The sequence below is a fragment of the Qipengyuania vulgaris genome (assembly GCF_009827325.1).
Classification (GTDB): Bacteria; Pseudomonadota; Alphaproteobacteria; order Sphingomonadales; family Sphingomonadaceae; genus Qipengyuania; species Qipengyuania vulgaris.
Genome location: NZ_WTYC01000004.1, coordinates 150,985 through 172,697 on the forward strand (window position 1 = coordinate 150,985; position 21,713 = coordinate 172,697).

Below are 21,713 nucleotides of genomic sequence, written 5' to 3' on the forward strand. Positions count from 1 at the left end.
GGCGGACTGTGAACGATTTCATCATCAGCGCTATCGCCAGCGGCGGATATCTAGGCATCTTCATCCTGATGGCGCTGGAGAACATTTTTCCGCCCATGCCGTCGGAAATCATCATGGGCTATGGCGGCGTGCTGGTCGCACGCGAGCAGATGGCCTTTGCGCCGCTTCTGATGATCGGCACGCTGGGCACGGTGGCGGGAAATTATTTCTGGTATTGGCTCGGTCGCCGCTGGGGTGAGGAACATCTCAGGAGCTTCATCGAAAAGCGCGGTCGTTGGCTCACATTCGAATGGGAAGAATTCGAAAAGGCGCGCCACATGTTTCGCCGCAATGGGGACTGGATTGTGTTCCTGCTGCGGTTTTCGCCGTTCCTTCGCACCATTATCTCATTGCCCGCCGGACTTGCCAGGATGAAACTCTGGCGCTTCCTGCTCTTCACTTTCCTCGGATCATTGATCTGGAACGGTGCGCTTATCCTTGGCGGAAGCGCTCTGTCCGGCCTTATCGACCAATACGATGTTTATGCGAGCTGGGCAGTCGGCGGTTTCATCGTATTGGGAATCGCCTGGTATGTTTACCGAGTGGTCACGTGGAAACCCGCGACCAAGAAGTCCTAATCGTTCTCTCGGGGGTGCGCACTGCGATAGGTTTCAAGCAATGTGGCAGCATCGACCTTCGTATAGATCTGCGTGGATCCGAGACTGGCATGGCCGAGCAGTTCCTGGAGGCTGCGCAGATCGGCCCCCGCACCAAGCAAATGCGTTGCGAAACTGTGACGGAGAGCGTGAGGGGTAGCTGTATCCGGAAGGCCAAGGACGCGCCGTGCCTGTGCGGTCACTTTCTGCACCACTCCCTGCGAGAGGGGACCTCCCTTAATCCCGCGAAAAAGGGGATCGTCGCGCGAGATCGACCAGGGACACTGGCGCACATAGTCGTCGACTGACTCGCGGATCAGCGGGACCAGCGGGACGACCCGCTGCTTGTTACCCTTGCCAATTACCGTGAGTGTTTCGCCAAGCGGGAGTTCGCTTCCCTTGAGCGAGAGGGCCTCGGAAATGCGTATACCTGCGCCATACAGCATCAGCAGCACTGCCCGATCGCGGGCGCCGATCCAGCCATCGGCCGCAAGCGCTTCCACCGTGTCAGCCAGTCCAATCGCATCGTCCGGCGAAACAGGTCGCGGTAAACCTTTCTTGAGCCGTGGTCCCCGCATGCGCGGGGCTTCGGAAATTTCGTGGCCCGCCTGCGTCCGGGCAAAGCCGATGAAAGCTTTGAGCGCCGAGAGTTCGCGGGCGACGGAGGCGTTGGCAAGCCCATCGGCGCGCCGTGAAGCAATGTGGCTGCGCAGCTTTCCTGTCGACAACCTTGCAACGTGTTCGAACTCGGTCATCTCCAGATTTGTCAGCAGGCGTTCGGCCGCTTTGTGATAGGCCCGCACGGTATGCGGTGATCGCCTCAGGCCAAGCGCAATGTGATCATGCCACGCACCGAGAACCTCCTGCCTACTCAACTACTCACCAACTCTTCCGGAACGAGTTCACCCAGCAGCCCGTCGAGCAACGGCATTCCCGCTGAAGACACGATCAGCCGGTCACCCGATGTCCGAACCAATCCGAAATTTTGATAAAGAGCCAGTTTTCTCCCGTCGACCAGGCCAGAACGCGAAATGCCGAAGCGGACTTCCAATTCGGAGAGGTCGATTCCTTCGGCGAGGCGTAGTCCCATGAGGAGGGCCTCCGAGGCCTGTTCGCGATTATCCAGAATCCTGTGCTCGGCGATACCGTCACCTTGTTTCTGGACGGCGGTGAGGAAGTTCTCCGGCTTCTTGTGTCGGGTCGTTGCAATACCGCCTCGTCTGCCGTGAGCGCCCGGTCCGATTCCGTGGTAGTCACGATATCGCCAGTAGGTGAGGTTGTGGCGGCTCTCTTCTCCTCGTTTCGCGTGGTTGCTGATCTCGTATGCCGGAAGACGGGCTTCTGCCGTCATGTCGCGAGTGAGAGCAAAGAGATCGGCTGCCGGATCATCTTCCAGCGGCTCGAAACGTCCGAGCCTTACATCGGTGGCGAAGCGCGTCGCCGGTTCGATGGTCAACTGGTACAGCGACATGTGCGATGTCCCGAGCGCAAGTGCCTCCGAGAGTTCCTGCCGCCATTCCTCCGGCGTCTGATCGGGCCGGGCATAAATCAGGTCGATCGAAACGCGGCTGAACAGTTTCTGCGCGGTTTCGACTGAATCAAGCGCTTCATTCGCACCATGAAGCCTGCCTAGAAAACGAAGCACGTCGTCGCGAAGACTCTGCACACCAAGCGAGACACGGTTGATCCCCGCACTCGCCAGATCGGCAAAGTTCTCGGCCTCAACCGAGGAAGGGTTGCCTTCGAGAGTTATCTCGATGTCGTCCGCAAAGCCCCACAGTTTTTCGGCTTCGCGCAGGAGAGACGCCACGAGGGCAGGCGGCATGAGCGAAGGAGTTCCTCCGCCAAAAAAGATACTTATGAAAGGTTCTTCATTATTGCCCGCAGCAAACTCGGCGCGCATGTCGGCGAGCAATGCGGCTTCCCATACGCCCATGTCGGTGCGTTCACGAACGTGGCTGTTGAAGTCACAATAGGGACATTTCGCCAGGCAGAACGGCCAGTGGATGTAGAGCGAACGGGCCAATTCTTGGCTTCACCTCAAATTAAGCAGGAATGCGGTTATAGCATTGCCATGGACGGGTCTAAAATTCTGATTGCGGCAAGCGCCGCGTTCGCCGCGCTATGTGCCACGGGCACTACAGTTGCCGCAAGTGCAAGCAACAACGCTCCGGGCAACGGTCACCGAATGGGCGCCACCTACGACAATCGCATGGATGACAGGCTCGCGTCGCGCATGCTCGACGCGCACAATCACGAACGCCAGCGCCTCGGCTTGCCCAAGCTGAAATGGAACCGCGCGCTTGAACGCGAGGCACAGCAATGGGGCCGCGAACTTGCCAGCCGTGGGCGGCTCGAACATGCCGACCGCCGCACGCGTAACAGCACTGGCGAGAATTTATGGATGGGTAGTCAGGGCCAATGGGACGTGCTTGTCGGGCTCGACTTGATGATCGATGAGAAGAAGCACTACCGCCACGGCAATTTTCCCGAGATTTCCTCGACGGGAAAGTGGGCCGACGTGGCGCATTATACCCAGATCGTCTGGCGCAATACGCAGGAAGTCGGCTGTTCGGTCGTCAACGACCGGGGCTGGGACGTACTGGTTTGTCGCTACTGGCCCGCTGGCAATGTGTGGGGCCAGAAGGCCTACTGACCGAATTGTTCGCCTACGAGTTTGGCGAATGCATCTGCGCGGTGGCTGATCGCGTGTTTCTCTTCCGGCGCGATCTCTGCGAAAGTCTTGTCGTGTCCCTTGGGGACGAAGACGGGATCGTATCCGAAACCCATGTCCCCGCGGGGCGGCCAGGTGAGAAGTCCGGGAGCGCTACCTTCATAGACAGCGTGTTCGCCGTCGGACCAAGCGATCGCGAGCACGCAGTGAAACGCGCAGGTTCGATCGGCATCGGGGCCTTTCTGCTGGAGCATGCCCTCAACCTTGCCCATGGCCATGTACCAGTCGCGGCCGGGATCGCCCTCGAACCATTGCCGCTCGGCCCAGTCTGCCGTGTGGACTCCGGGGCGCCCCTCCAACGCATCGACCGAAAGACCGCTGTCGTCGGCCAGGGCAGGGAGGCCCGAAGCCTCGGCTGCCGCCCGCGCCTTCAGCAGGGCGTTCTGGACGAAAGTCGTCCCCGTTTCCGCCGGTTCGGGCAGACCGAGTGAGCCGGCGGAGATGCACTTCACGCCATACGGGGCGAGCAGCGCGGAAATCTCCTTAAGCTTGCCCGCATTATGCGTGGCGATCACCAGACTGCCCGAACCGATGCGACGTGTCATTTACGCGTGGCCTCGTCCTGCACCTTGAAGATTTCGGCGCAGCCCATCTGGGCGAGGCGAAGAAGCCGCAGGAAAGCTTCCTCGTCATAAGGCGCTCCCTCGGCGGTTGCCTGTGCCTCGGCGATCTTGCCGCCTTCGATGAGCACGAAATTAGCGTCGGCATCAGCCGAGCTGTCCTCTGGATAATCGAGGTCGAGCACCGGCGTGCCCTTGTAGATGCCACAGGATACTGCGGCGACCTTGGCGGTAATCGGATCTTCGACGATGTCGCCCGATTTCATCAGCGCATTCACGGCGAGGCGCAGAGCAATCCACGCACCCGAGATCGAAGCGGTGCGGGTGCCACCATCTGCCTGAATGACGTCGCAATCGAGCGTGATCTGGCGTTCACCAAGCTTCCTGTGATCGACGACGGCGCGCAAGCTACGACCGATAAGACGCTGGATCTCCTGCGTTCTTCCGCTCTGCCTTCCTTTGGCAGCTTCACGCTGGCCGCGAGTGTGGGTTGCGCGTGGCAGCATCGAATACTCGCCGGTCACCCAGCCTTCGCCCTTGCCGCGAAGCCACGGCGGTATGCGTTCTTCAACGCTTGCGGTGCATAGCACTTTGGTATCGCCAAAGCCGATCAGGCAACTTCCCTCGGCATGCTTGGTGTAGCCAGTTTCGATAGTGATAGCGCGCATTTCATCGGGCGCACGTCCTGAAGGTCGCATAAAATCTCCAATGCAGTCGAATCTCTCGTGGCAGGCTTTGGCCGAAGCCCCTTGAGGCCGCAAGGGGAGCAGCTAGATAGGAACAATGAACTCTCCGCCGCTACCTGACATGTCCGACCGTGCTCGCGAGATTTTTCGCCTCGTGGTCGAGGGTTATCTCGAGAGTGGCTCGCCGGTCGGTTCGAAAGCCCTTTCGGGCGAACGAGGTGTGAACCTCTCGCCTGCGTCGATCCGGTCGGTTCTGGCGGAACTGGAACAGCGCGGCCTGCTTGCCGCACCGCATACCAGTGCAGGCCGCATGCCCACAGACAGCGGTCTTCGTCTTTTCGTCGACGCGATGATGCAGGTTGCCGAGCCGACTGCAGAGGAACGCGCGGCAATCGAGCAGCGGATCGCTCAGCCGGGCCCTATCGAACGAGCGCTCGAACAGACCAGCGCCCTCCTTTCCGACCTATCGGGTGCAGCCGGCATGGTCATGGTGCCGCGGCGGGAACCTCGCCTGTCGCAGGTCTCGCTCACCCCGCTCGATGCCGGTCGGATACTAGCGGTCCTGGTAGGTGAAGACGGGCATGTCGAGAACCGGGTCTTGCCCATGCCGGTCGAAGCGCTGGGTACATCGCTCGAACAGGCGAGCAATTTCCTCACTGCCAAGACCGCGGGACGGACCCTGGCGGAAGCCGCGCTGCTCATAGAGCGTGAAATCGCTGGTGGTCGGAGCGCTTTGGACGAGGCGAGCCGCGACCTGGTCGAGCGCGGAATAGCCGTCTGGACCGAGGACGCCTCGAGCCGTCCCGTCCTGATCGTGCGAGGGCAGGCAAACCTTCTCGACGAGAGCGCACTGTCCGATATCGAAAGGGTTCGCTCGCTGCTTGACGATCTCGAGAACAAGCAGTCCGTGGCTTCCCTACTTGAAAATGCGCGCGAAGCGGAAGCGATGCGAATCTTCATCGGTAGCGAGAACCGCCTGTTCTCGCTTTCGGGCTCTTCGGTAATCGCTGCGCCCTATCGCGACCGGGAGGGAAAAGTGGTTGGCGTGCTCGGCGTCATTGGGCCGACTCGGTTGAATTACGCGCGTGTCGTCCCCATGGTGGATTTCACGGCCCGATCCTTGGGCAAGAGAATTGGATAGCAGGGTTTTCAAGTGAACAACGAGAACACGAACGAGCCGCAGGAAACGGCGGTCGACGACGAAGTGGCGCGCGAAATGGAAGGCGTGCCGGAACATTTGCGCGAAGGCGCGGATGATGGCGAAGCTGCGGAGGAAGCGTTGGAAGATGCACTCGCCAGCCTTCGCGGTGACCTTGAAGCCGCAAAGCAGGATGTCCTTTACGCCCGCGCGGAAACGCAGAACGTGCGTCGCCGGATGGAAAAGGACGTTCAGGACGCGCGCAACTACGCTGCAACGGGTTTCGCCCGCGATGTCTTAAGTGTCGCGGACAACCTAGCACGCGCGCTCGATGCGATCCCCGCCGAGCAGCGGGAAGACGAGAAACTGAAGGGCTTTATCGCCGGTATCGAGGCCACCCAGCGCGAGCTCGACAAGGTTTTCACTCACAATGGTATCACGCGTATTGCGGCCAAGGGTATGCCGCTCGATCCGAACCAGCACCAGGCGATGATGGAAATACCGACCGACGACGTCGAGCCGGGCACCATCGTGCAGGAAATGCAGGCGGGCTACATGATCAAGGACCGTCTTTTACGTCCGGCCATGGTCGGTGTGGCGAAGAAACCGGACTGATCAACTGAGAACAATGAATACCGGGAGATGAATACGATGAGGACTGCCATTCTCGGAGCGGCGGTTCTCGCCGCTTCTGCTTTTGCAACTCCGCTTGCTGCCCAAGAAAACGCCGATCAAGCTCTGATGGCGTTGGCAGACGAGTGGTATGATTATCAGCTTTCCGAGTATGGCCTGACCGAACAAGAGAACGGCAGCACCGAGTACGGCGACAGCCTGTGGTCGGTTACGCCCGAATCGCAGCGGGCGCGAGCCGCGCGGGCCGAGCAAATCCTCGAGAGGCTGAATGCTATCGACAAGGCGGCGCTGTCCGAAGAAGCTCGGACCAATGCTCTCGTCCTTCGTACCCTGCTTCAAAGCGACATCGGCGACGCGCGCTTCTCCGAGTGGGAAATGCCATTCGATAGCGACAGCAACTTCTGGTCCTATCTCGCTGCAAGGAGCGGGTTTACGACTGTCGAGGATTATGAAAATTATATTGGCCGGATGAACGATCTGCCGCGATATTTCGCGGAGCAGACGGTCAATGCACAAGCGGGACTTGACCGCGGTTTCAGCGTTCCCCGGGTAACGCTGGCGGGCCGCGATGCCTCGATCGAGGCCTATGTCGTCGATGATCCGGAGGCCAGTCCGTTCTGGGCTCCCTTCGGCGATATGCCGGAGCGCTTCTCGGATGAAGATCGCGAACGTCTGCAAGTGGCAGGCCGCGCTGCAATCGCGGAGAGCGTGACGCCTGCTTACCGCGAGTTGCTGACGTTCTTCCGCGAGACTTACTTGCCGCAAACGCGCACCACACTTGGCGCGAGCGAATTCCCGGACGGCGAAGCCTATTACGCGCAGCAAATCCGGCAATATACGACGCTCGATCTGACCGCGGAGCAGATTCACGGGATCGGAGTCGAAGAAGTCGCGCGCATTGCCGCCGAGATGGAAAAGGTGAAGGCAGAGGCGGAGTTCGACGGCACTTTGGCCGAGTTCGTCACCTTTCTGCGGACCGACGCCCAATTCGTCGCCGATACCGGTGACGAATTGATGGGCGTATCATCTTATGTCGCCAAGCGGGTCGACGGGGAAATCGCCGACTACTTCGGTTTCCTGCCCCGGCACCGTTTCACGATCCGCCCGGTCGATCCGGCGATCGCTCCTTTCTATACCGCAGGGCGGGGCGGACTCGATGCCTGTCAGATGAACACCTACGATCTTCCCTCGCGCCCGCTCTACAATATCCCGGCGCTTACCCTGCACGAATGTTCGCCCGGCCACAGTTTCCAGGCCGCGGTCGCTCTGGAGCAGGACGAGGCACCCCGCTTTCGTCGGCAGACCTATTTCTCCGGCTTTGGCGAGGGGTGGGGCCTCTATGTCGAATATCTCGGCGAGGAGATGGGCATCTATCGGACGCCTTACGAGAAATTCGGGCGGCTATCCTATGAGATGTGGCGTGCGGCGCGGCTGGTAATCGATACTGGCATACATCACTATGGCTGGACCCGCGAACAGGCGGTTGAATACCTCTCCAGCCACACCGCGCTTTCGGACCGTGAAGTCGGAACCGAGATCGACCGCTATATCAGCTGGCCCGGGCAGGCGTTGGCCTACAAACTGGGCGAAATGACGATCCGGCGCGTGCGCAATAAGGCGGAGGAGGCGCTTGGCGACGATTTCGATATCCGCAAGTTCCACGATGTCGTGCTTTCGCTCGGGTCGGTGCCTTTGCCCGCTCTGGAAGCGCGGATCGATGCATTTATTGCCGATGGCGGACAAGGTTTGCCGGGTGTGACTTACGATTGAGCGGGAACACCTGACGGGTCTCTCCGTAAGTGTTCGGACAGGGATGCTGACGGAGAAAAACCATGAATAGCAAAATCTTGATTGCCCCCGTGCTCGCTATCTCCAGCTTGAGCTTGGGAGCTTGCGCGCAAAACTATGGCGTTGAAGGCGCAGTAGCCGGGGCGGCGGCTGGTGCCGGCCTCGCTGCGATTACAGATGGCGACATCGAAACCTATGCGCTTGCCGGGGCCGCAATCGGCGGTGTGGTTGGCTATGCAACCGATAAGGACGACGATTGTGACGGCTATTATGGCGATGGTCGTTATGTCGATGACGATTGCCGCTACGACGATCGCTACGCGCGTTATTGGTAAGATAGCCGATATCGAGAACAAAGGGCCGCCCCGAATGGGAGCGGCCCTTTCCATTTCAGGCGACCTGCTTTTTCAGACGACTTGCGTCCGGTTTTCGTCGCGGTGCTTTTTGAGGTACTTCATGAACGGAGTCCCTCCGGTGCCGACATCGGGATCGTTGCCCGCAATTGAGCCAGCCTGTTTGTTGATATAGCTCGCCGCATATTCGAGATGCCGGGTGCGAAAGCGCGCCGACTGCTCGACGCACGCATTGAACGCTTCCTTCAAATCCTGATTTGCGCTGGCCGAAACGAAGTCGCGCAGTGTCGATTCCCTGGCAATGTCCTCGATGAAGCGCCGATGTTCCACTGGCCGATACTGATGGAGTTCGTCCAGGAACTGACGCAGCGGATCGTCGCTGTGCCCGACCTGGAAAAGTGCGTCCATTGCCGGGACGATCGAGCTTTGCGATCCCGTCTGGCCGCGAAATGCCTGTGGCTTGTCTTGGTACCGATCCACACTCTCATAAATGAGACCACCATTTTCGAGAGCAGGGTTGTTTGCCCAACCGTGGATGTAGGGACGTACGCGGTGGAAGTAGACATAGGGATCGCACCGCTCGGGCATCCGGGCGAAATGAGCATAGACGCGCTCCCAGGCCTCATCCATTTCCTTCAGTAGATGGATCACCTCGGTCTCGTCGCCGCACTTGGCAACGGATACAAGCTTTGCGGCATTGTCTAGCAGCACTCCGGCCTCGGCCTCGATTGCGACATGGACCAGCACGAACCAGTTCTCGTCGGCGCCGCCCAGGAAGTTCTGGTACATCGCTATGTTGTCGAGCGTGATCGGCCCCGATTTGTCGAGCCTGTACCAGTTATCGAGCACATAGCCCGAATAGGGCAGCAGCGGCGCCTGGCCCAGGCGATCGGCAATTGCGCACATGGGGCGGGCAAGGTTCGCGGGGAGGTGTGCGGGCGGCTCGGGTTCTCCCCAGACATAGGCTTGTACGAGGAAGGAATAATGCACCATTGCGGTGCGTACTTCTTCTTCCGGCGCCTTCTCGACCCAATCTTCGATTTGCGGATCGGGAAGAGCCTCTAGCCAGTGGCGAACGCGGCCGGTGGTCAGTAATGCGGAAAGTTTTTTCGCAGCTTGGAGAACTGGCGCGAATTCGTCCGGAAGGGTGATTTCGTCGATTTCGTAATGCGAAAGATAGCCGCGCTCGCGGCTCATACCGTATTCTTTAAGCTCCATGTGATGACTCATCGTCGGGCGCGGGTTGGGCCGCCCGATCAATGTGCGCATTCGTATCCATCAGGGCTGCCATGCTCAAGCCCGGGAGTGGAAAACTCCCGAAAACCGTAGCGTTAAGAAGCTCTTTTTGGAAACCAGACGAGCAATTCATAGGCTTCGGCAGAAGCGGCACCTGCAATCTTTACGCCGTTGCGCAGCCAGAAGGCGTGCTTCACGATTTCTGCTTGCTGCTCGATCCCATATTGCTCGAGCCGCCATCCTGGCTTGAGAGAATAATCGTAACGCGCCCATGGCATGCGGTGGGTAACCAGATACCAATTACCCCGTGTCTGTGTCTGCCAAACATGCACCAGTTCGTGGATCAGCAGGCCTTGGCGGATCAGTCCTTCGCGAGAAAAATCATCGCAATAGTGATCTGAGCGCGGGTGGAAATGCAGATGCCCGCGCGGTGCCATGGTGACGCGGCGCGGCTGAAAGGGAAACCACTTTCGCCGTCTTATCGTGACCAAGGAATAGTCGATCGCATCTCCGAAGACCGTCCGGGCCAATGCGATCTCGCCTTCGGTCAGGCTGCGCTCCCCTCCCACCGCGCATTGCGGCGGGAGGGGTTCTTGATGGCTTTCGACGCCTAGCTTGTCGCGCAGGTCGTTCAGCGATCGTCTCCGGCGGACTGGACGGTCGCCTCAAACGTGTGGCGCCTGTTGCCGGCCGCGATCAGAGTGACTTCGGCGGTAGAACCCTCTGCGATGCCCTCGGGAAGCTCGAAAACCATTATGTGCTTTCCACCGGGTTCGAAGCTCACATTGCCGCCGCTTTCGACAAGGATCGGCGGGGCTTCTCCCATTACCATCTTCTCGCCTTCCATAATGGTATCGTGCACTTCAGCGCGACCGGCGTCGGCAACCTCGGCGTTGCGAAAGGCGAGGTTCCTGTCGCCGTTATTGGCGAGATCGAAATAAACCGCAGCAGGGTTTCCCGACACGGGCGGACGCACCAGCCGTGCATTAGTCACCTCGACCCCGGCAATGCTATTTTCATCAGCCGTAACAGCAGGCTCCTCCGTCTCGGAGCCGCATGATGCGAGGCCAAGAGACGTTCCTGCGATGAGCACGGCGGCGTAAATCGATCTGATCATTGAATATATCCCTCCTGTGAACTGGTCGAAAATCTAGCGGGACCCATCTCTTGTGCCAAGGAAAAGCGAACCTATATCGCGCCTGTAATACACCGTTTTAATGAGCTGCCGACCGGTTTCGCCGTTTATGGGGAACCAGCTGCGCTGCGTCCAACGACTTGAAACAGATGGGGAATCCATGAGCAAAGTTATCGGTATCGACCTCGGCACCACGAATAGCTGCATCGCCGTTATGGACGGCGGCAAGCCAAAGGTCATCGAGAATTCCGAAGGTGCGCGTACGACGCCCTCGATCGTCGCCTTCACCAAGGACAACGAGCGCCTGATCGGCCAGCCCGCAAAGCGTCAGGCTGTCACCAATCCGGACAATACCCTTTTCGCGATCAAGCGCCTTATCGGGCGCCGGTTCGATGATCCAATGACCAAGAAGGACATGGATCTCGTTCCCTATGACATCGTCAAGGGCAAGAACGGCGACGCATGGGTCGAAGCTGGCGGCGAGCATTATTCCCCGAGCCAGATTTCCGCCTTTATCCTCCAGAAAATGAAGGAAACGGCCGAAAGCTATCTCGGCGAAACCGTGACGCAGGCCGTTATTACCGTACCGGCATACTTCAACGACGCGCAGCGCCAGGCAACCAAGGACGCAGGCCAGATCGCTGGTCTCGAAGTGCTTCGCATCATCAACGAGCCGACTGCGGCTGCGCTTGCCTATGGCATGGACAAGGACGACGGCAAGACGATTGCCGTCTATGACCTCGGCGGCGGTACCTTCGACGTTTCCGTCCTCGAAATCGGGGACGGCGTGTTCGAAGTGAAGTCGACCAATGGAGACACCTTCCTGGGCGGCGAAGACTTCGACAGCACGATCGTCGAATATCTCGCGGACGAGTTCAAGAAGAAGGAGAATATGGATCTCCGGACCGACAAACTCGCGTTGCAGCGTCTCAAGGAAGCTGCCGAAAAGGCCAAGATCGAACTGTCGAGCTCGGCGCAGACCGAAGTCAATCTGCCCTTCATCACTGCGCGGATGGAAGGTGGCAGTTCCACTCCATTGCACCTCGTGGAAACGCTGACTCGCTCGAAGCTCGAGCAGCTCGTTGGCGATCTCGTGAAGCGCACGCTCGAACCCTGCAAGAAGGCGCTGGCCGATGCCGGTCTCGACAAGGGCGGCATTGACGAAGTCATCCTCGTCGGCGGCATGACCCGTATGCCCAAGGTGCGCGAAGTCGTAGAAGAATTCTTCGGCAAGAAGCCGCATACCGGCGTGAATCCAGATGAAGTTGTGGCCATGGGCGCCGCCATCCAGGCCGGCGTGCTTCAGGGCGACGTCAAGGATGTGTTGCTGCTCGACGTGACCCCGCTCTCGCTGGGTATCGAAACGCTCGGCGGCATCATGACCAAGATGATCGATCGCAACACTACGATCCCGACCAAGAAGAGCCAGACCTACTCGACTGCCGAGGATAACCAGCAGGCGGTTACAATCCGCGTGTTCCAGGGCGAGCGCGAGATGGCGGGCGACAACAAAATGCTCGGACAGTTCGACCTGGTCGGCATCCCACCTGCGCCGCGCGGCGTGCCGCAGATCGAAGTCACTTTCGACATCGACGCCAACGGCATCGTCAACGTGTCTGCCAAGGACAAGGGTACCGGCAAGGAACAGCAAATCCGGATTCAGGCATCTGGCGGTCTGTCAGACAGCGACATCGACCAGATGGTTCAGGACGCGGAGAAGTTTGCTGACGAGGACAAGAAGCGCCGCGAAAGCGCCGAGGCCCGTAATCAGGCCGACAGCCTCGTCCACACGACCGAGAAGCAGCTGGAAGAACATGGCGACAAGATCGACGCTTCGCTCAAGAGCGAAGTCGAAGAAAAGGTCGCTGCGCTCAAGACCGCACTCGGAGGCGATGATGCAGCCGATATCAACGCCAAGGCGCAGGATTTGTCGCAGAGCGCGATGAAGATGGGCCAGTCGATCTACGAGCAGGAGCAGGCTACGGCCGGTTCCGACGCACCTGAAGGCGGAGATGCCGGTTCAGACGATAAGTCGGACGAAGAGGTGGTCGACGCCGAATTCTCCGAAGTCGACGAAGACGCAAAGAACTGAGACGCCTGATGAGAACCATGCCCCCACCGGCGCCCGAGCGCTCCGGTGGGGGTAAGTTTTAGGGCGGGGAAAGTAATGTCAGCTACCGAAATCGATTTCTACGAATTGCTTGGGGTCAGCCGCGATGCGGATGGCGCGGCGATAAAGAGCGCCTATCGCAAGCTCGCGATGAAGCATCATCCGGATCGCAATCCGGGTTGCGGCGAGAGTGAAGCGAAGTTCAAGGCGATCAGCGTTGCCTATGACTGCCTGAAAGATCCACAAAAGCGCGCGGCCTACGACCGCTATGGACATGCCGCTTTTCAGAACGGCGGCGGTCCGGGAGGTGCACATGGCAATGCCGATTTCGGAGACATCGGCGATATCTTCGAAACGATTTTCGGGTCTGCCTTCGGTGGCGGTGGCGGTCGTCCACGACCGCGGCGCGGTGCGGACCTTCGTTACGATATGCAGATCGGGCTCGAGGATGCTTTCCACGGAAAGTCGACCGAGATCGAAATCGAAGTCAGTAGATCCTGCGACACGTGTCACGGTTCGGGCGCCCAGCCCGGTACCCATGCACGTACCTGCAATCTGTGCGGCGGGCAGGGCAATGTTCGGGCAAAGCAAGGTTTCTTCGTCGTCGAACGGCCGTGCCCCAATTGTCATGGTGCGGGAGAGGTCATCACCTCGCCCTGCCGGGATTGTCGCGGAGAGGGTCGGATCGACGTTCCGCAAAAACTCGAGGTAGATATTCCTCCCGGCGTCGACACCGGCACGCGCATTCGCCTGTCGGGAAAGGGCGAAGCTGGTCCACGCGGCGCGCCATCCGGCGATCTCTATATTTTCGTTCATGTGCAGCCGCACGAGATATTCCAGCGCGAGGGGACCACGCTTGCCACCCGCGTGCCGATCACCTTCACGAAGGCCGCCCTTGGCGGGTCAATCGAGATACCCGGCATCGATGGCGAAGAACTGACCCTGGAAATCCCGGCAGGGATCCAGTCCGGTAAGCAATTGCGCCAGCGCGGCGCTGGCATGCCCGTCCTGCAGGGACGCGGCCGCGGAGATATGGTGATAGAGATTGCAGTCGAAACCCCGACCAAGCTCAGTAAGGAACAACGGAGCTTGCTCGAGGAATTCCGCGAACTGGAAACGGGTGACGAGTGCCCCCAGAGTCAGGGCTTTTTCAAGAAAATTCGCAGCGCCCTCGGCGCCTGACCGTCAGGCCATTCTTTCAAGAACCTCGCCTCTGATCTGATCGATCAGGGCTTTGCCGCAGCGCAGAGCGGCATCTTCTTCGTCCAGAATGGCGAGAAAGGCCCGGCGCTTGAAAATCCTCACTGCGGCGTCGTCGACCTTTCCTTCCAGTGTCGAGAAGACGAGATCGATCATTCGCTCGGCCCCGTGAAGGCGCCCCCACAAATAGTCGTTTTCGCGGTAGGCCCGGCTGAAAAAGGCTCCGAAGTTGTAGAACTCGATACCGCGCAAGGTGGCGGCCGTACCGCCTTCGCGAATGCTTCTGGCATCGTCAGGACTGATACGATCCACCTTGACCGGGTCGAATTCGGTCAGCCCTTCGTTGCGGAGCAGGGGCAGCGTGGCAACATCGTAAAACGGGAAGCCGAGATAGGCGAACAGGATACGCCGCTTGAGATTTGCCGGCATGGCTGAAAGTGCCTCCGCCAGTAGTTCTTCGGCGCGTTCATCGATCTCCGGCAGGAGACGCCTTGCCTCGACATGGTCGAGCAGGGCGCCGGGATTGGCTAATGCGTCCGCAGCGATCTTCTCGAACTCGTCACCAAGCGCGGGTAGGCCCTCCTTCTCGAAATACATTGCCAAGATAGTGAATATCGCGTCGCGGCCAGCCTCCAGCGCTTCGTCCGGAATTTCCGGGTCGGCTTCCCAGTCGCGGGCAAGCCGCCGGGCCAGAAGGCGGAGGCGGCGGATCCGAAAACCGATGTCGTGTTCGCGAAAGAACAGGATCGCTTCCGGTGTCGCGCCACCCTTGGGCGCGCCGAGGCTGTCGAGGCCGCGGCGGCGCAACTCCTCGCGCAAGATTTCGGAAATCGGTGCATGGTCTGTGAGGTGGAGCGGCGGTGATGCTTCCCAGGCCAGCTTGGCAAGCCGCGTCACGATCCCGCTCAGTTTGCTCTGCGCATAGGAGTGGAACGCGTAACCTGCCTGTTCGGCGGCAGCCTGCTGTGCCTTCTGTCGCCACGCCTTGAGCCGCTTGGGCGTGGGATTGTCGAGGAACAGCGTGTAGCCGAACAACCTCTCCACCGTTCGTTCGACTTCCGGACGTAGGGCGGCAATAATCCTGCCGAGCCTTTCGGCTTCGCGGCTCTGCTGTTCGAGCTGTTCGAGATTGTCGCGTATCGGCTGCTCGCGCGGGATCGTGGACAGCGAGCCGAAGATGGCCGAGAAAAAACCGACTTCCGCATGTCCTTGCGTGCGGCGGGTGCTGAAGCGGTCGGGGCGAGGATCGACATAGACGAACCGCCGATCGACCTCGCGCTGGGCGGGCCGTCCCCGCAATGCGGCCATCGCTCCTGCGAAAGGCTTGTTCACAAGCACCGAACCGTCGATCAAGGACACATTGGAAACTGTGTCCCGCATCACATGCGCCGGCATTATCCGTTCGAGGAATTCGTCCCGTGAATCCCAGGGCCGCCCGGACTCCGAAGAAAGCCGATCGATTTCCGCCACCTGCAAGGGCGGAAAGGCACCGGGAAAGCTCGCGGTCGCTCGGGCCGCGAATACCAGCTCGAGGGGGTGGGCGAGATTTTCGCCGCCGGCGTAGCGCGCTTTCCTCCGGATCGCGATCGGCAACCGGTGCTCGCTATCCTCCACCACCGGGGGGCTATGGAGATGCAGCGTTTCCAGATAGCCATGGAAGTCGGTGGTCGTCACATAGAGGTCCAGCGGGTGGCCCGGTGGCAAAAGCGGAGCTTCCGGCTCAGTTTCTGACATCGCCGTTAGTGCGCGTTCAAGCAGTTTGGAGAAGCCGAGACCCGAGAACGGTGGCTCGAACCAGCGGCCTCTGATGAGGTGGGACACCTTGCGTCGGACCTCGTCACGGGTTTCCGCTGCCACTTCCGTCGCAATCTCGTTGCCCGGACGATTGAGCAACCAACTCGCCAATGGTTGCGCCCAGATCTTGCTGCCCGACCAGCGTAGTTTCGCATCGGGATGGGTCAGTTCATCGACATCCGCAACTTCCAGCCAGAGATCGGTGAGTGGTTCGAGGCTTTGACCGGAAAACACGGCCTGGGCCAAGAAGATCGCGTTGATCCCGCCCGCGCTCGCGCCGCTCATGATATCGGGAATGACGCGCAGTTTGAGCTCGTGATGCTCCTGAATGTGTTCGAGGATATCCCGGTAAACCGAATGGACGCCGTCACGATCCGGACCGCCAGCGTGAAAATCGCGGCTGGCCCGGGCGAACTGCCACAATTCACGGGTGACCCCGTGCATATAGATCGCCAGACTGACTCCGCCGTAACAGACGAGCGCAATCCTGAGTTCCTTCTGCCGCATTGCGATACCTTCTGCACAGCATGGCCGCCCAAGGCAATTGCGTTCTGCAAATGTTCTGTTAGTGAATCGCCCATGGCCAAACCCAAGAAACGCTATGTCTGTCAGGCCTGCGGGTCAGTATCACACCGCTGGCAGGGCCAATGCGCCGATTGCGCGGAATGGAATACGCTGGTCGAAGACGCACCGGCCACGGTGTTCTCGTTGAAGCACGATTTATCGAGTGGTGGCAGGGCAGTCGAGTTCGTCGACCTCGACAAGCCCGGCGAACTGCCCGTGCGTCAGAAAACGGGTCTCGCGGAATTCGACCGCGCGCTGGGCGGCGGATTGGTGCCGGGGAGCGCAATCCTGATGGGCGGCGATCCGGGAATCGGCAAATCGACGCTCCTTTTGCAGGCGGCGGCCAAGGTCGCCCGCGAAGGGCATGGCGTGGTCTATGTTAGCGGCGAGGAAGCTGCCGGGCAGGTGCGTATGCGTGCGGCGCGGCTCGGTCTGTCGGACGCACCGGTTAAACTCGCCGCGGCGACGGGTGTGCGCGATATCCTGACTACGCTCGGGCGTATGGATGCGCCCAAGCTGCTGGTTATCGATTCGATCCAGACCATGCATTCCGACACGATCGAGGGCGCTCCCGGCACTGTAAGCCAGGTCCGCGGGTGCGCATTCGAACTGATTCGCTATGCCAAGGAAACTGGCGTCGCTCTCGTACTTGTCGGCCACGTTACCAAGGACGGAAGCATCGCCGGCCCGCGCGTGCTCGAACACATGGTCGACGTAGTGATGAGCTTCGAAGGGGAGCGCAGCCACCAGTACCGGATTCTCCGAGCGCTCAAAAACCGTTTTGGCGCGGTCGACGAGATCGGTGTCTTCGCCATGGAAGGTGACGGGCTGGAGGAGGTGGACAATCCTTCCCTCCTGTTCCTCTCGGGCCGAGAGCAACCGATGGCGGGCAGCGCGGTATTTCCGGCAATGGAGGGCACGCGCCCGGTGCTGGTCGAGATACAGGCATTGATCGTGAGGTTGCAATCGGGAGCCACTCCCCGCCGAGCTGTTGTTGGCTGGGACACCGGCAGGCTGGCAATGTTGCTTGCCGTGCTGGAATCGCGCTGCGGACTATCCTTCAGTTCGGCCGAAGTTTATCTAAACGTGGCCGGCGGATACCGGTTGTCCGATCCTGCGGCAGACCTTGCCGTGGCAGCCGCATTGGTCAGCGCGCTGGCCGACAAGGCACTGCCTAGCCGCAGCGCGTGGCTTGGCGAGGTGAGTCTGGCCGGAGAGGTCCGGCCCGTGGCTCATGGAGGCGTGCGATTACGTGAGGCAGCAAAGCTGGGTTTTGATCGCGGTTTCGGCCCGCCCGATGCCAAGAACGGCTCGGCGGAACTGGAATATGTGGGCGTGGGACAACTGGCAAACCTCGTTGACCGCGTGATGAGCAGTTAATACACCCAAAACCCCTTGGGGTTATAAGGGTTTTATGACGGGTTTCGATCTCATAGTCCTGCTTATCGTGGGTGTTGCAGCAGTCGGCGGTTTCTTGCGGGGATTCTTGCAAGAAGTCCTGTCCCTGGGCGCTTGGATTCTGGCCGCGTTCGCCATCCGCTATCTCCATACGCCGCTCACTCTCACAATGCAGGATTTTCTCGGCTCGAGCGTAACCACTTCGGTGCTCGCTTTCACCTTCCTCCTGCTCATTCCCTACGCGGCGATGAAGGTGATCGCGAACAATGTCGGCAAGGCGTCTCGAAGCTCCGTCCTCGGACCTATAGATCGCGTCCTGGGCTTCGGATTTGGGTCGCTCAAGGGAATGCTGATCGTCGTGATCGCGTTCTCGGTGTTGGTACTGGGTTACGATACGGTCTGGGACTACCGCGGTCGGCCGGTCTGGATCACTACCGCCCGCAGCTACGAGCTGGTCGATGCCGGTTCGCGTTCGCTGGTCGAAGTGCTGGCGCAGCGCCGCGCCAAATTGCTCGGTGAAGAACCTGCGGCAGCGGAGCCCGCGGAAGCAGGGGCAGAGTGAACGGCAGGACAGGCGCTGCGCTATATTCCCCGCAGTTGCTCGCCCTTGCGGTGGAGTTGGCCGATTATCCCTTCGACCCTTCAGCCCCATGCTTGGGGGAGGCCCTTTCGCGCACGTGCGGGAGCAGTCTGCGTATGTCTTCCGAAATCGATTTGACCGATGTCGGCTTGAAAATTTCGGCCTGCGCGGTCGGTCAGGCAAGCGCGGCGATTTTCGTGCGCCATTGCGCTGGTAGAAGTGAAAAGGACCTCGCGGTTTCCCTGGCGCAGATCGAAAGTTGGCTCGCCGGGAATTCGCCATTGCCGGATTGGCCCGATATTCAGCAGATCGAACCGGCACGCGACTATCCGGGCCGCCATGGCGCCATCGCCCTACCGTGGAAGGCCGCGCTGGACGCGCTTTCCAATGGCGTTGGCCCACGCTAAATCCGCTCAGGCGTTCAAGAGAGGGGACTTGAAAAATGGCGGCTGCAGAGGGCTTGCAGAGGGAACCGACTGAGAAGGAAATCCGACTGGTCATTGCCGCGAGCAGTGCGGGCACGATCTTCGAATGGTATGATTTTTTTATCTACGGCACGCTCGCCGGACTGATCGGCGCAGCCTTCTTTCCCAGCGGCAACGAGACACTGCAGATCCTTCTCGTATGGGCCGGATTCGCCGTGGGTTTCGGCTTCCGTCCGCTTGGTGCGATCCTCTTCGGCTATCTAGGTGACAGGCTGGGCCGGAAATATACCTTTCTCGTCACCGTTACTCTCATGGGCATCGCGACGGCCGGAGTGGGCATGATACCTAGCGCCGCGAGCATCGGGCTTGCTGCGCCGATCATCGTCATATGCTTGCGCATCCTCCAAGGTCTCGCGCTTGGGGGCGAATACGGCGGCGCGGCGATCTATGTCGCCGAGCACGCGCCCCCGGAGAAGCGCGGATTTTACACCAGCTTCATCCAGGCTAGCGTGGTGGGAGGCTTCGTCCTGTCCATCCTCGTCGTGCTGGCATGTCGCGCTGTTATCCCGGCAGAAGAATTCGCCGAGTGGGGCTGGCGAGTGCCGTTCCTGCTTTCGATCGCGCTTCTTGGCATTTCGCTCTGGATGCGGTTGAAGCTTTCCGAAAGCCCGGTTTTCCAGGCCATGAAAGAGGCCGGTGAAACGAGCGCAAATCCGTTCAAGGAAAGCCTGACCTATCCCGGCAATCCGAAGCGTATTTTCGTGGCGCTGTTCGGCATCACGGGCGTGTTGACGACGATCTGGTATACCGCCTTCTTCTCCTCGCTCAGCTTCCTGAGGCGAGATATGCGGGTGGACGAAAGCACGGTCGAATGGATACTGCTGATCGCCGGTTTCATCTCGATGAGTTTCTATCTGATCGTGGGTAAATGGTCCGACAGGGTGGGGCGCAAGAAGCCGATCATTATCGGCGCCATCGCCACGCTGGCGCTCCTGTTCCCGATCTTCTGGACGATGGGCAGTCTGGCCAATCCCGGGCTTGCCCGGGCGGCCAGCGAGAACCCGGTCGTCGTTACGGGCCAGCAATGTACCACCGATCCCTTCGCCGAACTGTTCGACGAGGAGCAGACCGGTTGCGGAAAGGTGCTCGAGACGCTTACCGCCAGCGGCGTCGCATACAGCGTCGAGCCGGGAGCTGATCTCGCGCTTACCGTTGGCGGAGAGCCGGTGGCAATCGAAGCGGGCTGGCTGGAGGATGCAGCCGCGCGCCGCGATGGTATCCAGTCGGCTCTCGGCGAGAGCGGATTCGATTTTGCGAAGCAGACTCCGCCCATGGCGAATATTCTCGGCATCGGGGCGCTGATACTTGTGATGGGAATGCTTTCGGCCCTGACCTACGGCTCGGTCGCTGCGCTGCTTACCGAAATGTTCCCAGCCAGAATCCGCTACAGCTCGATGTCGATCCCCTACCATATCGGCGCAGGCTATCTGGGTGGGTTCCTGCCGCTCATTGCCGGCATTATCGTCGCGCGTACCGGCGATGTCTACGCGGGGCTGTGGTACACGATGGCGGTGGTGGGATTCGGCTTGCTCGTTGCCTGGTGGGGACTTTCCGGCGGGCCGCCACGCGATTTCGAGGATTCCCACCAAGCACCGCCTACAGGTCCAGCTATTCCGTGACAGCCGCTTGATTTCTCCCCCATCCCCCACTCTGCGGCTCGATATCGACCGCGGGGCTCTCGCGCATAACTGGCGGGCGCTCGACCGGCTGTCCGGTCGGGCGAGGGCGGGAGCTGCCGTAAAGGCGAACTGTTATGGCTTGGGGGTCGATCAATGCCTGCCGACCTTGCGCGAGGCAGGGTGCCGCGACTTCTTCGTCGCGCATTGGAGTGAGGTCGAACCGGTTCTGAACCATGTGCCGAAAGATGAACTTGCAGTCCTGCACGGTCCGTTCGATGCCAGCGACGCTTCCTATGCCCGTCAAACAGGCGTTCGGCCGGTGATCGATTCCGTTCGGCAGGCAAAGCTCTGGCAGGAGAGCGGCGGCGGGCCATGCCATCTCATGGTCGACAGCGGCATAAACCGCCTCGGGATCTCTCCGAGCGAAGTATCGGATATCTCGGTTCAGCAACTCGATGTGCAAGTTCTCTTGAGCCATCTCGCCTGCGCCGACGAAGACAACGCAATGAATGCGCGTCAGCTCGAAATTTTTCGCGATGCCATTCAGCGCATCCGGCACAGGGAGGCGAGCTTCGCCAACAGCGCCGGTATCGCACTCGGCTCCGATTACCATTTCGACCTCACCCGGCCGGGTCTGTCGTTATACGGCGGGGTTCCGCGGCACGAGCTCGGTGGCGAAATTCGGCAAGTGGCTCGTCCCCAAGCCGCCATCATCCAGACGCGGCAGCTTTCGACGGGTGAGACGGTGGGATACAACGCCACCTTCACCGCGCCGCAGAATATGCGGATCGGCGTGATCTCCCTCGGCTATGCGGACGGCATATTGCGGAGCTGGGGCGGGGCCGCCCTTCGCAATGGCGAAAAGATGCTCCCGATCCTCGGCAAGGTCTCGATGGACATGATCGTGCTGGACCTAAGCAATGCTCCCGAACTGGGGGAGGGGGATTGGGTGGAACTACCATACCACCTTCCCGATGCTGCGCGGCAAACCTCTGTTTCACAATACGAACTGCTTACGGTACTCGGCAACCGATTCCAGCGTTGAGACACGTGTTGCGCTGCACA

At 60.1% G+C, this 21,713-nt stretch carries 21 protein-coding genes; 13 read left to right on the plus strand and 8 right to left on the minus strand.

The window, feature by feature from the left end; genetic code table 11:
- Positions 1 to 8 precede the first annotated feature (8 nt).
- A complete protein-coding gene (locus tag GRI69_RS09310) occupies positions 9 to 617 on the plus strand; it encodes a VTT domain-containing protein (RefSeq protein WP_160728009.1) in 609 nt (202 codons plus the stop codon).
- On the opposite strand, the gene GRI69_RS09315 is transcribed toward GRI69_RS09310, so the two are convergent.
- On the minus strand, positions 614 to 1,510 hold the full coding sequence (locus GRI69_RS09315) for a tyrosine recombinase XerC (RefSeq protein ID WP_160728010.1): 897 nt from the start codon (positions 1,508 to 1,510) through the stop codon (positions 614 to 616). The two genes, GRI69_RS09310 and GRI69_RS09315, sit on opposite strands and share 4 nt — an antisense overlap.
- Positions 1,507 to 2,661 carry a radical SAM family heme chaperone HemW gene (gene hemW / locus GRI69_RS09320; RefSeq protein ID WP_160728011.1) on the minus strand — a complete coding sequence of 385 codons (1,155 nt, stop codon included), beginning with the start codon at positions 2,659 to 2,661 and terminating at the stop codon, positions 1,507 to 1,509. Before hemW ends, GRI69_RS09315 begins: the two co-directional genes overlap by 4 nt.
- Before the next feature lie 48 nt (positions 2,662 to 2,709).
- On the opposite strand from hemW, the gene GRI69_RS09325 reads away from it, so the two are divergent.
- Positions 2,710 to 3,291 (plus strand): CAP domain-containing protein, encoded by a 582-nt coding sequence (locus tag GRI69_RS09325; protein ID WP_160728012.1) that lies wholly within the window; start codon positions 2,710 to 2,712, stop codon positions 3,289 to 3,291.
- Here the strand turns inward: GRI69_RS09325 and rdgB are convergent.
- A complete protein-coding gene (rdgB, locus tag GRI69_RS09330; protein WP_160728013.1) occupies positions 3,285 to 3,914 on the minus strand; it encodes an RdgB/HAM1 family non-canonical purine NTP pyrophosphatase in 630 nt (209 codons plus the stop codon). The two genes, GRI69_RS09325 and rdgB, sit on opposite strands and share 7 nt — an antisense overlap.
- On the minus strand, positions 3,911 to 4,627 hold the full coding sequence (gene rph, locus GRI69_RS09335) for a ribonuclease PH (RefSeq protein ID WP_160728014.1): 717 nt from the start codon (positions 4,625 to 4,627) through the stop codon (positions 3,911 to 3,913). Before rph ends, rdgB begins: the two co-directional genes overlap by 4 nt.
- Before the next feature lie 85 nt (positions 4,628 to 4,712).
- On the opposite strand from rph, the gene hrcA reads away from it, so the two are divergent.
- From hrcA to GRI69_RS09355, 4 genes are all read left to right on the plus strand, one after another.
- On the plus strand, positions 4,713 to 5,756 hold the full coding sequence (gene hrcA, locus GRI69_RS09340) for a heat-inducible transcriptional repressor HrcA (RefSeq protein WP_160728015.1): 1,044 nt from the start codon (positions 4,713 to 4,715) through the stop codon (positions 5,754 to 5,756).
- A gap of 12 nt (positions 5,757 to 5,768) precedes the next feature.
- The gene (gene grpE, locus GRI69_RS09345) at positions 5,769 to 6,368 is read left to right on the plus strand and encodes a nucleotide exchange factor GrpE (RefSeq protein WP_160728016.1); all 600 of its coding nucleotides are present in this window, start codon (positions 5,769 to 5,771) and stop codon (positions 6,366 to 6,368) included.
- A gap of 36 nt (positions 6,369 to 6,404) precedes the next feature.
- Positions 6,405 to 8,156: a DUF885 domain-containing protein gene (locus GRI69_RS09350; RefSeq protein ID WP_160728017.1), complete on the plus strand. Its 1,752-nt coding sequence runs from the start codon at positions 6,405 to 6,407 to the stop codon at positions 8,154 to 8,156.
- Positions 8,157 to 8,218: 62 nt separating this feature from the next.
- Positions 8,219 to 8,509 (plus strand): glycine zipper domain-containing protein, encoded by a 291-nt coding sequence (locus GRI69_RS09355; protein ID WP_160728018.1) that lies wholly within the window; start codon positions 8,219 to 8,221, stop codon positions 8,507 to 8,509.
- A 72-nt stretch (positions 8,510 to 8,581) separates the two neighbouring features.
- Here the strand turns inward: GRI69_RS09355 and GRI69_RS09360 are convergent, their stop codons facing one another.
- From GRI69_RS09360 to GRI69_RS09370, 3 genes are all read right to left on the minus strand, one after another.
- Positions 8,582 to 9,745, minus strand: coding sequence for a PrnB family protein (locus tag GRI69_RS09360; protein ID WP_160728019.1), 1,164 nt, complete (start codon positions 9,743 to 9,745; stop codon positions 8,582 to 8,584).
- Between the two features lie 113 nt (positions 9,746 to 9,858).
- Complete coding sequence (locus GRI69_RS09365; RefSeq protein ID WP_160728020.1) at positions 9,859 to 10,332, minus strand: vgr related protein; 474 nt, start codon at positions 10,330 to 10,332, stop codon at positions 9,859 to 9,861.
- A gap of 62 nt (positions 10,333 to 10,394) precedes the next feature.
- Positions 10,395 to 10,880 carry a copper chaperone PCu(A)C gene (locus GRI69_RS09370; RefSeq protein ID WP_160728021.1) on the minus strand — a complete coding sequence of 162 codons (486 nt, stop codon included), beginning with the start codon at positions 10,878 to 10,880 and terminating at the stop codon, positions 10,395 to 10,397.
- 178 nt (positions 10,881 to 11,058) lie between these two features.
- On the opposite strand from GRI69_RS09370, the gene dnaK reads away from it, so the two are divergent.
- Entirely contained in the window at positions 11,059 to 12,990 is a 1,932-nt protein-coding gene (dnaK, locus tag GRI69_RS09375) for a molecular chaperone DnaK (RefSeq protein ID WP_160728022.1), read from the plus strand.
- Between the two features lie 75 nt (positions 12,991 to 13,065).
- Entirely contained in the window at positions 13,066 to 14,190 is a 1,125-nt protein-coding gene (dnaJ, locus tag GRI69_RS09380) for a molecular chaperone DnaJ (protein WP_160728023.1), read from the plus strand.
- A gap of 3 nt (positions 14,191 to 14,193) precedes the next feature.
- On the opposite strand, the gene GRI69_RS09385 is transcribed toward dnaJ, so the two are convergent.
- On the minus strand, positions 14,194 to 16,509 hold the full coding sequence (locus GRI69_RS09385; RefSeq protein ID WP_160728024.1) for a patatin-like protein: 2,316 nt from the start codon (positions 16,507 to 16,509) through the stop codon (positions 14,194 to 14,196).
- Between the two features lie 72 nt (positions 16,510 to 16,581).
- On the opposite strand from GRI69_RS09385, the gene radA reads away from it, so the two are divergent.
- From radA to alr, 5 genes are all read left to right on the plus strand, one after another.
- A complete protein-coding gene (gene radA, locus GRI69_RS09390) occupies positions 16,582 to 17,946 on the plus strand; it encodes a DNA repair protein RadA (RefSeq protein WP_160728025.1) in 1,365 nt (454 codons plus the stop codon).
- Positions 17,947 to 17,980: 34 nt separating this feature from the next.
- Positions 17,981 to 18,526, plus strand: coding sequence for a CvpA family protein (locus tag GRI69_RS09395; protein ID WP_160728026.1), 546 nt, complete (start codon positions 17,981 to 17,983; stop codon positions 18,524 to 18,526).
- A gap of 134 nt (positions 18,527 to 18,660) precedes the next feature.
- Positions 18,661 to 18,951 (plus strand): iron-sulfur cluster assembly scaffold protein, encoded by a 291-nt coding sequence (locus GRI69_RS09400; RefSeq protein ID WP_237453028.1) that lies wholly within the window; start codon positions 18,661 to 18,663, stop codon positions 18,949 to 18,951.
- Between the two features lie 35 nt (positions 18,952 to 18,986).
- On the plus strand, positions 18,987 to 20,648 hold the full coding sequence (locus GRI69_RS09405) for an MFS transporter (protein ID WP_160728027.1): 1,662 nt from the start codon (positions 18,987 to 18,989) through the stop codon (positions 20,646 to 20,648).
- A gap of 7 nt (positions 20,649 to 20,655) precedes the next feature.
- A complete protein-coding gene (gene alr / locus GRI69_RS09410) occupies positions 20,656 to 21,693 on the plus strand; it encodes an alanine racemase (RefSeq protein ID WP_160728028.1) in 1,038 nt (345 codons plus the stop codon).
- The last annotated feature ends 20 nt before the right edge of the window (positions 21,694 to 21,713 follow it).

Excerpts from the sequence above, each read along its gene's own strand:
- GRI69_RS09325 (WP_160728012.1), top strand. The coding sequence starts at position 2,710 with ATGGACGGGTCTAAAATTCTGATTGCGGCAAGCGCCGCGTTCGCCGCG.
- rdgB (WP_160728013.1), bottom strand. The coding sequence starts at position 3,914 with ATGACACGTCGCATCGGTTCGGGCAGTCTGGTGATCGCCACGCATAAT.
- rph (WP_160728014.1), bottom strand. The coding sequence starts at position 4,627 with ATGCGACCTTCAGGACGTGCGCCCGATGAAATGCGCGCTATCACTATC.
- hrcA (WP_160728015.1), top strand. The coding sequence starts at position 4,713 with ATGAACTCTCCGCCGCTACCTGACATGTCCGACCGTGCTCGCGAGATT.
- GRI69_RS09350 (WP_160728017.1), top strand. The coding sequence starts at position 6,405 with ATGAGGACTGCCATTCTCGGAGCGGCGGTTCTCGCCGCTTCTGCTTTT.
- GRI69_RS09355 (WP_160728018.1), top strand. The coding sequence starts at position 8,219 with ATGAATAGCAAAATCTTGATTGCCCCCGTGCTCGCTATCTCCAGCTTG.
- GRI69_RS09360 (WP_160728019.1), bottom strand. The coding sequence starts at position 9,745 with ATGGAGCTTAAAGAATACGGTATGAGCCGCGAGCGCGGCTATCTTTCG.
- GRI69_RS09370 (WP_160728021.1), bottom strand. The coding sequence starts at position 10,880 with ATGATCAGATCGATTTACGCCGCCGTGCTCATCGCAGGAACGTCTCTT.
- dnaK (WP_160728022.1), top strand. The coding sequence starts at position 11,059 with ATGAGCAAAGTTATCGGTATCGACCTCGGCACCACGAATAGCTGCATC.
- dnaJ (WP_160728023.1), top strand. The coding sequence starts at position 13,066 with ATGTCAGCTACCGAAATCGATTTCTACGAATTGCTTGGGGTCAGCCGC.
- GRI69_RS09385 (WP_160728024.1), bottom strand. The coding sequence starts at position 16,509 with ATGCGGCAGAAGGAACTCAGGATTGCGCTCGTCTGTTACGGCGGAGTC.
- radA (WP_160728025.1), top strand. The coding sequence starts at position 16,582 with ATGGCCAAACCCAAGAAACGCTATGTCTGTCAGGCCTGCGGGTCAGTA.
- GRI69_RS09395 (WP_160728026.1), top strand. The coding sequence starts at position 17,981 with ATGACGGGTTTCGATCTCATAGTCCTGCTTATCGTGGGTGTTGCAGCA.
- GRI69_RS09400 (WP_237453028.1), top strand. The coding sequence starts at position 18,661 with ATGTCTTCCGAAATCGATTTGACCGATGTCGGCTTGAAAATTTCGGCC.
- GRI69_RS09405 (WP_160728027.1), top strand. The coding sequence starts at position 18,987 with ATGGCGGCTGCAGAGGGCTTGCAGAGGGAACCGACTGAGAAGGAAATC.